The organism is Corynebacterium accolens (assembly GCF_023520795.1).
Classification (GTDB): Bacteria; Actinomycetota; Actinomycetes; order Mycobacteriales; family Mycobacteriaceae; genus Corynebacterium; species Corynebacterium accolens.
In genome coordinates this window covers 574,297-586,166 of sequence record NZ_CP046605.1, presented here as the reverse complement: position 1 = coordinate 586,166, position 11,870 = coordinate 574,297, and the positions used below count along the sequence as shown (strand labels likewise).

The 11,870-nt window shown below is 61.1% G+C and carries 11 protein-coding genes; 4 read left to right on the top strand and 7 right to left on the bottom strand.

The window, feature by feature from the left end:
• Positions 1-390 precede the first annotated feature (390 nt).
• Genes CACC_RS02865 through prpD form a run of 3 tightly spaced genes read right to left on the bottom strand, consistent with a single transcriptional unit; the run spans position 391 to position 4,008 of the window.
• Positions 391-1,551, bottom strand: a complete 1,161-nt coding sequence (locus CACC_RS02865) for a bifunctional 2-methylcitrate synthase/citrate synthase (RefSeq protein ID WP_005277363.1) — start codon at positions 1,549-1,551, stop codon at positions 391-393.
• 13 nt (positions 1,552-1,564) lie between these two features.
• The gene (gene prpB / locus CACC_RS02860) at positions 1,565-2,497 is read right to left on the bottom strand and encodes a methylisocitrate lyase (RefSeq protein ID WP_005277362.1); all 933 of its coding nucleotides are present in this window, start codon (positions 2,495-2,497) and stop codon (positions 1,565-1,567) included.
• Positions 2,497-4,008, bottom strand: a complete 1,512-nt coding sequence (gene prpD / locus CACC_RS02855) for a 2-methylcitrate dehydratase PrpD (protein WP_005277360.1) — start codon at positions 4,006-4,008, stop codon at positions 2,497-2,499. The genes prpB and prpD overlap by 1 nt, the downstream gene beginning before the upstream one ends.
• 165 nt (positions 4,009-4,173) lie before the next feature.
• Between prpD and CACC_RS02850 the strand changes: the two genes are divergently transcribed.
• A complete protein-coding gene (locus CACC_RS02850; protein WP_005277358.1) occupies positions 4,174-5,487 on the top strand; it encodes a short-chain fatty acyl-CoA regulator family protein in 1,314 nt (437 codons plus the stop codon).
• Positions 5,488-5,496: 9 nt separating this feature from the next.
• Here CACC_RS02850 and CACC_RS02845 read toward each other — a convergent pair whose 3' ends face one another.
• The 4 genes from CACC_RS02845 to upp form a co-directional block, all read right to left on the bottom strand.
• Positions 5,497-6,924 carry an NAD(P)H-quinone dehydrogenase gene (locus CACC_RS02845; protein ID WP_005277356.1) on the bottom strand — a complete coding sequence of 476 codons (1,428 nt, stop codon included), beginning with the start codon at positions 6,922-6,924 and terminating at the stop codon, positions 5,497-5,499.
• 70 nt (positions 6,925-6,994) lie between these two features.
• Positions 6,995-8,185, bottom strand: coding sequence for a M20 family metallopeptidase (locus tag CACC_RS02840; RefSeq protein ID WP_005277354.1), 1,191 nt, complete (start codon positions 8,183-8,185; stop codon positions 6,995-6,997).
• A 78-nt stretch (positions 8,186-8,263) separates the two neighbouring features.
• Complete coding sequence (locus tag CACC_RS02835; protein WP_005281543.1) at positions 8,264-8,626, bottom strand: helix-turn-helix domain-containing protein; 363 nt, start codon at positions 8,624-8,626, stop codon at positions 8,264-8,266.
• Positions 8,627-8,681: 55 nt separating this feature from the next.
• Positions 8,682-9,317, bottom strand: a complete 636-nt coding sequence (upp, locus tag CACC_RS02830; protein ID WP_034653796.1) for a uracil phosphoribosyltransferase — start codon at positions 9,315-9,317, stop codon at positions 8,682-8,684.
• A gap of 57 nt (positions 9,318-9,374) precedes the next feature.
• On the opposite strand from upp, the gene CACC_RS02825 reads away from it, so the two are divergent.
• From CACC_RS02825 to CACC_RS02815, 3 genes are read left to right on the top strand one after another with little or no spacing between them, the layout of a single operon-like run.
• The gene (locus tag CACC_RS02825; RefSeq protein WP_005277346.1) at positions 9,375-9,653 is read left to right on the top strand and encodes a hypothetical protein; all 279 of its coding nucleotides are present in this window, start codon (positions 9,375-9,377) and stop codon (positions 9,651-9,653) included.
• Positions 9,654-10,562: a C40 family peptidase gene (locus tag CACC_RS02820; RefSeq protein WP_005277345.1), complete on the top strand. Its 909-nt coding sequence runs from the start codon at positions 9,654-9,656 to the stop codon at positions 10,560-10,562.
• A gap of 54 nt (positions 10,563-10,616) precedes the next feature.
• Complete coding sequence (locus CACC_RS02815; RefSeq protein ID WP_005277344.1) at positions 10,617-11,855, top strand: hypothetical protein; 1,239 nt, start codon at positions 10,617-10,619, stop codon at positions 11,853-11,855.
• Positions 11,856-11,870 lie beyond the last annotated feature (15 nt).

The following is an 11,870-nucleotide window of genomic DNA, read 5'->3' as shown; positions in this document are numbered from 1 at the left end:
CCTGCAACTTAAACCCCACGTAAGCAATTTCTGCCAGCCAACCAGTATTAACAGACCTAGCAATTCTGCAAAGTCTGCAAATTTCCATCCGGCAAATTTTTCGCAGCCGCGGTTGCAACAACAGCCGCCGCAGTCGCAGTCGCGGCCACAACCGCCGCCGATGCCACAACCGTCGCCACAGCTGCTACATGTGCATCCTCCTATGCAATACCTGAGGCGAAAATGCGACATCTGAGGGCGCGGGTTGCTCAGTTATACCGTAGGAGGATGCACATTTAACGCAGCAGGATGCACAAATGCTCCCCACGCGAACGTGGGGAGCAAATGCGGTCCACTTAACGGCCTACTCAACGGCCCACCGCGGGCCGCAAGCGCGCGGAGGCCGAGCAATTAGAAGGACTTCGGCGGAACGGAACGCTGGTCTTCGCCGGCGTAGGCGGACAGAGGGCGAATCAGCGAGTTGTTCTCGTTTTGTTCCACGATGTGCGCGGTCCAACCGGTAATGCGGGCCATGACGAAGATCGGGGTGAAGAACTGAATGTCGAACCCGAGGATGTGGTAAGCAGGGCCGGCCGGGAAGTCCAAGTTCGGCTTGATCTTGATCGAGGTGTTTTCTTCCATGGTCTTGGCCATGATGTCGTACATCTCGATCCACTTGGTCTGGTCGTGCTGCTCGGCCAACTCCTTGAAGGCAGCTTCCATGGTGGGAACGCGGGAGTCGCCGTTCTTGTACACGCGGTGACCAAAGCCCATGACCAGGTCCTTGTTGGCCAACTTGTTCTTGGTCCACTCCTCGGCCTTGGCAGGATCGTCTACCTCGAGGAAGTTCTTCATGACGGCCTCGTTGGCACCACCGTGCAGCGGCCCCTTGAGCGCGCCAATGGCGGCGACGATGGCGGAGTAGGTATCAGACATCGTGGAGGTAACCACGCGCGCCGAGAAGGTGGAGGCATTGAAGGAGTGCTCGGCGTAAAGGATGAGGGACTTATCAAAGGCCTCGATATCGGCGCGGTTGACCGCTGGGGAGCCTTCTTCATCGCCGAAGACCATCCACAGGAAGTTTTCGGCAAAGCCCTTCTTGCGGGACGGCTCGATGTAGCCCTCACCGCGGCGGCGACGGATGTCGAGCGCGATGATGGTGGGGATCTTCGCCATGAGTTCGAGCGCGGTACGGCGCACGTGCTCGGAGTCCTTGGTGTATTCCTCCGCGTCCTGGGCACCGATGAAGGAGATGGCTGTGCGCAGAACGTCCATGGGGTGGCAGCTTTGCGGCATGGACATGATCAGGTCAATGAGGTGGCGGTCTAGGTGTCGCAATGCCTTCTCACGCGCGGAGAAGCGGATGAGGGATTCTTGCCCCGGCAGCTTGCCATTCCACAAGAGGTAGGCCACCTCTTCGAAGGAGCAGTAGCGGGCCAGTTCTTGGACCGGGTAGCCGCGGTAGGTCAAAGAGTTGGTCTCTGGAACGACCTTGGAAATGGCGGTTTCATCGACAACGACACCGTAAAGGCCCTTGCGGATTTCTGGGGTTTCGTTTTTCTTATCGGACATGGTCACTGGCTCCTTAGCTTTCAAAAGTGGGTTGGTAGCTGTCTTTGGAATAGGTGAATACGGACTGGTCAAACTCGTTGTATTCCTGGTAGCGGACCAGTTCGTACAGGCGGGAGCGGTGCTGCATGCGCTCTAACCACTCGGTCTGGATGCCGGTATCTTGCAAGTCGCGCAGGAATTCTTCGGTAGCGCCCATGGCCACGCGGAAGCTGGAGACCGGCCAGATCACGGCGTTGTATCCCAACCCGTCGAGGGTCTTTGCTGATTGCAGCTCGGTCTTGCCAAACTCCGTCATATTCGCCAACAGCGGCGTATCCACGGCGGCGCGGAACTTTTCAAAGTCCTCGGGGGAATACAGCGCCTCGGTGAAAATCAGATCCGCACCGGCTTCGGCATAGGCCTTAGCGCGGTCGATGGCGTCATCGATGCCATTGACACCGGCGGCATCGGTACGCGCGCAAATGATGAAATTAGGATCGCGGCGCTCGTTGACGGCCGCGCTGATGCGGCGGACCATGACTTCCTTGTCCACCACTTCCTTACCGTCGAGGTGCCCGCAACGCTTCGGGTTGACCTGATCCTCCAGGTGGCAGCCGGCTAGGCCGGCATCCTCGAGGGCGGCGACGGTGCGGGCGGCGGACATGGGTTCGCCGAAGCCGGTATCGGCATCGACAAGCACGGGCAAGTCCGTAGCGCGCGCAATCTGCCCGGCGCGCTGGGCTACCTCGGTCAAGGTGGTCAGGCCGATATCGGGCAGGCCCAAATCATTGGCCAGCACCGCGCCGGATACGTAGACGCCGTCGAAGCCGCCGATGTCCTGGATAAGGCGGGCGGTCAGCGGGTTAAACGCGCCCGGCAGCGTGGTGATCGATCCGGATTCGATGGATTTGCGGAAATTCGCGCGCTTTTCTGCGTTGCTGATTGTAGAACCAAATAGTCCAGCCATTAGAAGATTCCCTCCGGTTTCTCGGGCGCGGTGGCAAGGTGCTCATCGCTGACCCGCACGTTGAGTTCGGTTAGATCGGTGAGGTTTTCTAGGTCTTGCACGGCGGTGAGGAAGCGCTCTTGCTCGGCCTCGTCGACGACGCCATCGGCAAGCTTTTTGAACTTGGCAATGTACTGCTCGCGGGCGAAGGGGCGGGCGCCCAGCGGGTGGGCGTCAGCTACGGCGCGCTCGTCTTCGATGACGGTGCCGTCCTTGAAGGTGATAACGGCCTTGCCGCCGAAGGCTTTTTCCTCAAGGTCGTTGGAGTGATAGCGGCGCGTCCACTCGGGATCCTCAACGGTGGAGATCTTCTGCCACAGCTCGATGGTCTCCGGGCGGTTGGAGCGCTCAGGGGAATAGGAGGTTTCGTGGTCCCAGACGCCATCTTCTAGCGCGACCGCGAAGATGTACATCACAGAGTGGTCCAGGGTTTCGCGGGAGGCGGAAGGATCCATCTTCTGCGGATCGTTCGCGCCGGTGCCGATGACGTAATGGGTGTGATGGGAGGTGTGCAGCACGATGGACTCGATATCCGCCGTCTTCAGGCCCTTATCCTCCAGCGTCTTTTTCAGCGCAAAGGCCATGTCGATGGGAGCCTGCGCCTGGTATTCCGCGGAGTGTTCCTTGGTGTAGGTATCCAGGATGGCGGTCTTGGCCTCACCGTTTTCTGGCAGGGGCACGGTGTAGGTGCGCTCTGGTGAATGCAGCATCCAGGCGATGAACCCGTCCTCGCCCTCCCAGATCGGTGCCGGGGCACCCTCGCCGCGCATGGTGCGGTCGACGGCCTCGATGGCCATCTTGCCCGCGAAGGCCGGCGCGTAGGCCTTCCACGAAGAAATCAGGCCCTTGCGGGACTGGCGGGTTGCCGTGGTGGTGTGCAGCGCCTGGCCGACGGCCTGGTAAATCGTGTCCCTATCCAGGCCCAACATGGTGCCAAGCCCTGCGGCTACCGATGGCCCCAAGTGCGCCACGTGGTCGATCTTGTGCTCGTGCAGGCACATGCCTTTGACCAGGTTGACCTGGATTTCATAGCCGGTTGCAATGCCGCGGATAAGGTCGCGGCCGCTCAGCCCCTTGTGCTGCGCTGCGGCAAGAAGCGGCGGAATATTATCGCCGGGGTGGGAATATTCGGCGGCGAGGAAGGTGTCGTGATAGTCCAACTCGCGGACTGCGGTGCCATTGGCCAGTGCGGCCCACTCCGCGGAATACGTGCCATCGATGCCGAAGATGGTGGAACCGCCCTTATCCACCGGATGGGCTTCTGCCATCACCCGCGCGGAGGTGACGGGGCCACGGGCAACGGAGGCCATAGCTACGGCGGCGTTGTCGATGATGCGGTTGATGATCATCTCGGTGGTTTCTTCCGGAACCTCTACGGGGTCCGCAGCCACCTCGGCCACCTTGTACGCCAAGTGCTCCTCGTAGGGGAAGTCCTCGGCGGATTTATGAGTGCGTACCTCATGGTTTTTCACTGGTTGCGTCCTCCTTCATCAAGAATGCGTTGCACATCACAGTAAATGCTTGCATGTGGTACACGCTATAGGTAATGTTTGTGGAAATTAGCGGACTTCTTTTGTGAAATCTGCAAAACTTGTGATTTTCACAGCGCAGGGGACTTAAAGGAAGGACGGGGACGCATGACCAAGCACTATGCGGGGGCACGGATTCACGCTTTGCGCAAGCAGCGCGGGCTCACCCAGGTGGCGATGGCGAAGAAGTTGGGGTTATCCACGAGCTACCTCAACCAGCTAGAAAACGACCAGCGCCCGCTGACCGTCACCGTGTTAATGCAGCTAGCCCAGCGCTTTACCGTGGATCCCAGCTACTTCGCCGAAGACCGCGATATCCATACGATTACCGAGCTCCGCCACATCTTCCCCGATGCCTCTGAAGAAACGCTCTCGGATCTCGCCTCTCGCTTTCCCGAGTTGATGCCGCGGTTTGTTGATGTTGCTTCCCGCGCGCCCGCTGCGGACCCCTCCCCCTTTGAAGTGGTGCGGGATTTCTTTTATGACGCGCATAATTACATCCACGAGCTCGATGTGCTCGCAGAAGAACTCGCTGGCCAGTTGGGCGATCGCGTCCTGCGCCGCGGCCGGCTCGCCTCCCGCATGCATGAGGATCTGGGGGTTACGGTGCGCTTTTCCCGTCCCGGCCCTCGGCGCAGCTTCGACCCAGATACGCGCGAGCTCTCGCTGCGCGATGGGTTATCTGAGGCGCAATTGGTCTTTGAAATGGCCCTGCAATACTGCCTGCTGGCCTACGGCGATATCTGTGACAACCTCGTATCTGAACTGCCCGAAGGCGAATCCCAAGACTTAGCCACCCTGGGCCTTGCGCAGTACTTCGCGGCGGCTGTCACCATGCCCTACCAGCGCTTTCTCACGATGGCAGAAGATACCCGCTACGATATCGACCTGCTGTGCAACTACTTTGGGACTGGGTTTGAAACAACCGCGCAGCGCCTCGCCACGCTCCAGCGCCCAGGGCTTAAGGGCGTGCCCTTTTCCTTCATCCGCACCGACCGCGCGGGCAATATTTCCAAGCGGCAGTCCTCTACCGCCTTTCACTTCGCGCGCTCTGGTGGATCCTGCCCCCTGTGGGTAGTCCACCGCGCCTTTGAAACCCCGAACCGCATTACCCGCCAGGTCGCCGCCATGCCGGATGGCCACGCTTACCTGTGGATCGGGCGTTTCGTGCAGGGAACCGCCAAGTCGTGGGGCACGCCGCGCAAGGAATTCGCGGTAGGCCTAGGCTGCGATATCGCCCAGGCGGATCGCATCGTCTATGCCGATGCCCTGAACCTAGACATTTCCGCCGCCACCCCGATTGGCCCAGGCTGTACCGCCTGCCCCCGCGAATTCTGTCCGCAGCGCGCCCTGCCGGAGGCAGATAGGCCGATCAAAATCGAGCTTAACCGCACTGCGGAGCATGCTTACTCCACGTTCTAGGAACGAGGTTTACTCCAGGTCATCATGGGCCACCAAGCGGCGGGCGGCCTCGGTGATGGTGCCAGATAGCGATGGGTAGACCGCAAAGGAATCGGCCAGCTGGTTCACCGTGAGCTGGTTGGTCACTGCCATAGCGATGGGCAGGATGAGCTCGGAGGCGGTCGGCGCGACGATGACGCCACCGATCACGCGGCCGGACGTTGCGCGGCAGAATAGCTTGACAAAACCGTGCTGCAGCGAGCGCATCTTCGCACGCGGGTTGGTATTCAGCGGCATGGTAATGGCGCGGGCGGCGACCTCACCGGCCTCGATCTCAGCCTGGGTAAAGCCGACCGCGGCGATCTCCGGGCGGGTAAAGACCGCGTTAGCCACGGTCTTCAGGCGCAGCGGCGAGACGCCTTCACCAAGCGCGTGGTACATCGCCACACGGCCCTGCATCGCGGCCACGGAGGCAAGCGGGAAAAGATCGGAGCAGTCACCGGCTGCGTAAATGCCGGCAATATTGGTGCGCGAGACGCGGTCTACCTGGATGTGACCAGACTTCGCGGTTTCCACGCCCACGTTTTCCAGCTTCAGATCCTTGGTATTCGGGATGGAACCAATGGACATGATGACGTGCGAGCCGTGAATCTCGCGCCCGTCCTGCGTGGTCACCAGCACGTTGCCGTCCTCGGTGCGGTTAACGGTTTCCACGCGGCAGTTCTTTTCAAGCTCCACGCCGCGCTCGCTCAGCACGGTTTCGAGGACGTCGGCGGCATCGGCATCATCATGCGGCAAGATGCGATCGCGCGAGGCCACCATCGTAACTTTGACGCCCAGCTCAGCGAAGGCGGAGACGAACTCGGCACCGGTGACACCGGACCCCACCACAATGAGGTGCTCCGGCAGCTCGGTAAGGTTATATACCTGCTGCCAGGTCAGGATGCGCTCGCCATCCGGCTGGGCGCCGGGCAAAATGCGTGGGGTGGCGCCGGTAGCCACCAAGACGAGGTCCGCATCCAGCGTCTCCTCGTGTCCATCCTCATTGAAGACCGCGGTGACCTTGTGCCCACCAAAGGCATCGGCCTGCTGATCCTCCGGGAAGTGCGCGCGGCCATCGATAACGCGGGCGCCCAGGGAATCCATGGTATTGCGGATATCACCGGATTGCTTAGCCGCCAAGTCCTGCACGCGCTGGTTCAGCGCACTGATGGAAAGCTGCGCCTTGCCGATGCCCTCGTTCAGCTCCATGTCATCCGCGCGGCGCAAGTCCGTTTTAATATTGGCGCCGGCGATGAAGGACTTGGAGGGAACACAGTCCAAGACCACGCTATTGCCGCCCATGCCTTGGTCTTCGATGATGGTGATTTCCGCGCCGTACTTGGCGCCAGCCAGCGCTGCCTCATAGCCCGCCGGGCCACCGCCGATGATGACAATTCGCTTGGTCTGGTTCAACACGCAATTGCTCCTTTATAGGCTCCACTTTTAAAGTCGCCTACGAGTCTAACCCGTAGGTAACCCCAGCGCGTTAGTCCGCCTGCGCATTCTCCCCCATAAATTGCTCGACCACAGCCCCGAAAAGCTTAATGCCCACACCAATTGCCCGCTCATCCACGATGAGGTCGCCCATGTGCAGATCGTGCTGCTCCCCCTCCCCGGACCAGCAACCAAGGCGCGCCATGGAACCGGGCACCTTTTCCAAATACCAGGAAAAGTCCTCGCCGCCGGAAGACTGCGGGGCCTGGACCACGGCTTGCGGGTCGATGGATTGTGCGGCAGAAGCGAGCATGGCGGTAGCGACGTCATCGTTAAGCACCGGCGGCACGCCGCGATTATAGGACAATTCGTGTTCTACCCCCACCGGCGCAAGGATCTGATCCACTAGCTCCGCGAAGAGCTCCTGCATCTGGCGCCAGATGGTGATATCGGCGGTGCGCATCGTGCCGGTCAGCATGCCAGTTTCCGGGATTGCGTTAGGAGCGTAGCCGGAATTGACCTGGCCAAAGACCAAAACCGTGCCGGTGCGCGGATCAACGCGGCGAGACAGCAGCGCCGGCAGCTCCGTAATAACCTTGCCCAGCGCATAGACCACATCCGCGGATAGGTGTGGGCGCGAGGTATGCCCGCCCGGGCCCTTGATCTTGAGCTCCACCACGTCCGTTGCCGAGGTAATAGCCCCGGCGCGGATGCCAATGCGCCCCACGCGCAGCTTCGGCTCGGCGTGGATGGCGAAGATGGAATGCACGCCTTCTAACGCGCCCCAAGAAATAACGTCGGTGGCCCCGCCGACCCACACTTCCTCCGCCGGCTGGAAGATGACGCGAATGCCCAGCTCCAGCTCATTAACCCGCTGAAAATCCGCCAGCGCGCAGGCCAAACCGAGCGCCACGGTAGTGTGCACGTCGTGACCGCACGCGTGCATGGTCCCCGGCTTCTCAGAGGTAAACTCCAGCCCAGTTACCTCGGTAATGGGCAGGGCATCGATATCGGCGCGGAAGGCCAAGCGGCCAAGCTCTGTATCCGGGCCGATATCCACCATGAGGCCGGTGTGCGGGAAGCGCTGCGGCTCAAGCCCGTAATCCGCAAGGATATTCGCGATGTAATTGGTGGTTTCCACCTCTTGGTTCGCCGTTTCCGGATTGCGGTGGATATGGCGCCGCCACGCAATGACCTCCGCACGGTGAGCATCGAACCACTCGTTAATAAACTCCGAGATCACGCGCACGCCTCCCTGTTGCTGGACTATCTCTTGGAGGCAGTCTACAACTAGACCATGCGGTTCAGTAAGTCAGGGTGGTTAGCCTCGCGCATTACTAAAGCGTCGCTGGTTGATGTAGTCCTGCGGAAAGGGCGCCACATCTTCTACCCCGAGCACGGCGGAGTCTGCCAAGTGGCCCTCCACCACGTCCCCACCGGCCGGCAAGAGGACCGCCGGCGGGATTTCTAAAGCCAGCGCCAGCTTGTACACCGTGGATAATTGCGGGTCCGCCATGGTGTGTAGGCCATTTTCATTGCGTTCCAGGTTGGAAATCTGGCTGCGCGATACCCCCGAGATATCCGCAAGCACTTGCTGGGATACCCCGCGCCGCTCGCGCACGCGGCGCAGTTGTTGCGAAAATCCGTAGCCGTAGCTCGACCACATCAGTTGAATAAAACTCACGATCTTTTCCCCCTTTTTGAAAGCCGCCTTCGGGCTTTCAGGGAGAAATACTAGCTTAAAGATCGATATTGCGCGGGCCGTAGAGGCGATCGCCGGCATCGCCAAGCCCCGGCACGATATAGGCATCCGCATTGAGTTCAGGGTCAATGGCGGCGGTGACGAGGCGGACGGGAAGGCCCGATTTCTCCAGCGCATCCACGCCATTTTGGGCCGAGACCATGCAGATGGCGGTGATATCGGTAGCGCCGCGGGCGGCCAAGAGGCGCAGGGCGTGCAGCAGGGATCCGCCGGTGGCCAGCATGGGATCAACGACGAAGACGGTGCGCCCGGTCAGGTCTTGCGGCAGCGCCTCCAAGTACGGCACGGGCTCGTGGGTTTCTTCATCGCGCGCCATGCCAATGAAGCCGACCTGGGCATCTGGAATCATCGACAGGGCGGGATCCACCATGCCGAGCCCGGCGCGAATGATGGGCACGATGATGGGTGGATCCTGCAGGCGGGTGCCTTGTGCTGTGGCAACCGGGGTTTCGCAAGCGAAGTTTTCTACCGCCAAATCGCGGGAGGCTTCATACACGAGCATGGTTCCCAGGTCCTTGAGCGCGGCGCGAAAAGCAGAGTTATCACTGCGCGCATCGCGCATCAGGGTCAGGCGGGAAGCAGCAAGCGGGTGGTCTACGACGTGGATATCCATGCCCACTACTTTAAACTTTTTGGGAACCACTTGGGCCATTGGCCAGTCCAATAGGGCATGAGACCATTTCAGATAGATACCGCCCACGCCCGTCATTTAGCCCGTGACCTGCATGCGAACGCGCAGGGAGACAATCCACCCCACCCGGCATTGCCCGAAGATTCGGCCTTTACCGGGTTCAATGAGGCCGTTCATGCCGCCTTAGACAATATTGGGGCGCGGATGACCATGCTGCGCCACGATATGGGGCACATCGCGCAGTCTTCCTTCCAGATGTCGCGTGAAGCGGAAGACTCCGATGCGGCGCTGCGCGACTTACTCGGGGCGGCGATCTAAGTGCTTGCTACCGCCATTAAAAATATCGCCGCGCTGCAGCCTTCGCCGCTTCCCGATGTCCAACTTCCCCGCGTCCCAGATCTCTCCGCCGCCCAACCGCTGGCGGATATCGCCCACGGCGATGCCTCGCAGCTTATCGCTGCCGCGAACCTCCTCACCGGCGATAACGAGACCATCTCCGCAGTACTCAACCAGGCCCGCGGCCTCGTTACGGCGGCTGCCAGCGATATCTTTGGCATCGGCACGCGGCTCATCCAAGCCGCTGCGCCCATCGCGATGGGATTAATCTCCCTTGATCCCGCCTCCCGGGCTGCAGCGCTTGCGTCCTTTCGCACCGTGATAGACGAGCACATTGGCTTGGCGATGGCCCGGGTCAACCGCCTGAAAGACGAGCTCACCACCACCGCCGCGGCCCTGTTGCCCATCTCCCAGCGTCCGGTGGAATCAGCCGTTGGCCAGCCCCAGCAGGCCACGGCCGCCGCGGCGACGCATACCGCGGTGGCTTCTCCGGCGGAGCTAGGCGCTGCACCCGCGCCGCCCCCATCAGCGGGCGCAGAAGCCGGCTCAGAGGCAGGCCGCGCGGCCGTGGCCGCGGCCAAGAGCCAGGTGGGCCAGCCCTATACCTGGGGCGGAACCGGCAACGGTGGCTTTGACTGCTCAGGGCTTACCCAGTGGGCCTATTCCCAAGCGGGGGTGGATATACCGCGCACGGCGGACCAGCAGGCCATCGGCAAGCAGGTCAGCGCCGATCAACTCCAGCCCGGCGATCTGGTGGTCTGGGATGGCCATGTGGCGATGTATTCCGGTAATGGCGAGATTGTGGAGGCCGGCGACCCCGTACAGACCAACCCGCTGCGAACGAATAATATGGGCATGCAATTTAAGGGTTTTTGGCGGCCGACTGCCTGACAAGGCCCCGGCAATTCCGCGCGGCAGCTGGGGCGTTGGGTAGACTAAAAGCTCATGAGTACCCGTGCGATTGTGCCTATTAAGCTCTCCTTGACTGAGGGCGATTTTTATACCCTCTGGGCGCCCAAGTGGCGCGAAAATGGCTCCGAGTGGCAAGCCTTTTTGGGCGACGATGACTCCGTCTTGGTCTTTGACTCCCCCGCTGAGCTGCTGTGCTACCTAGAGTCCGATGCCAAGCATGACCTGCTGGATCACCCGCAGTGGGAGCAATTTTCCGCCCGCCCGGCGCACCGCGTCACCCCGGCCAAGCGCGATGAATACGATCTCATCGGCATGCCAGAAGCCCTCGCCGGCCGCCCCAGCCACGCCAATGTCTCCACCGTGGCGCGTGATCTCGAGGTGGCATCCGCGCTTGCCGATGTCGCCGCTGCCGAACAGACCACCATCTTCTTCGCCACCCACTCCATCCTGCGCAACGTCTCCCGCGGCGCCGATCACTACTCGGGCGAGCAGGGACTGAATGAGTGGACCGGCGTCGGGCGGGTCATCTTGACCAATTGGAAGAAGGTCATCGCGGATCTGGATAAGCACGTCCGCGTGGTTCCTAGCGATGAATTCGACGCCGCCGCTATCTCCGATGCCGAAACCCGCATCTCCGAGGCCGCGAGTGCCGCCGAAGCCGCAGCCAAGGAAGCCGAAGAAAAGCGCAAGGCCGCAGCAGAGGCTGCCGATCCTTATGACGAGTCCCCCTGGGCCGCCGCCGGAATCGACCCGATTAAGATCACCGCGCAGTCCAAATCCGTCTACACGCTGCGCACCTACCTGGACGGCAAGCCCATCTTCTTGGGCAAGTGGGGCGAAATCTTTACCTTCGATTCCTCCAAGACGCTGGTGCGATGGCTCATCGATAATGATGACCACGACTTGGCGCGCGTATCTACCTGGGAGGACGTCGTCACCGCCGCCAACGCCGGCGAATTGGAGGTCCAAGTCCACCCGGATAACCAATATTCCTTTAACGGCCTCGTGCGCGATATTGAAAAGGGTCCAGAAGCGGTAGACTCCGACCAGCTGGCCCGCTGCTACGAGGTCTGCGCCGATGCCGCGGACTGGGCCGGGGACGATTCCATCAACTCCTATATGCTGGCCAATCCGCGCCTGCAGGACTACCTGGGCTACATGCTCGGTTCCACCGAGCACGCCGGCTACGTCCCGTCGAAGCCGTATAACGAACACGCCGAGTCCTGGAAGGGCCTCGAGAACATGCTGATTAAGCGCTTCTCCCGCTTTTAAGCTTTTACTCTGCCC

What these genes read in the sequence shown, in the direction of transcription:
- CACC_RS02865 (WP_005277363.1), bottom strand. Translation starts at nt 1,551, where the DNA reads ATGTCCGATAAGAAAAACGAAACCCCAGAAATCCGCAAGGGCCTTTAC.
- prpB (WP_005277362.1), bottom strand. Translation starts at nt 2,497, where the DNA reads ATGGCTGGACTATTTGGTTCTACAATCAGCAACGCAGAAAAGCGCGCG.
- CACC_RS02850 (WP_005277358.1), top strand. Translation starts at nt 4,174, where the DNA reads ATGACCAAGCACTATGCGGGGGCACGGATTCACGCTTTGCGCAAGCAG.
- upp (WP_034653796.1), bottom strand. Translation starts at nt 9,317, where the DNA reads ATGGATATCCACGTCGTAGACCACCCGCTTGCTGCTTCCCGCCTGACC.
- CACC_RS02825 (WP_005277346.1), top strand. Translation starts at nt 9,375, where the DNA reads ATGAGACCATTTCAGATAGATACCGCCCACGCCCGTCATTTAGCCCGT.
- CACC_RS02815 (WP_005277344.1), top strand. Translation starts at nt 10,617, where the DNA reads ATGAGTACCCGTGCGATTGTGCCTATTAAGCTCTCCTTGACTGAGGGC.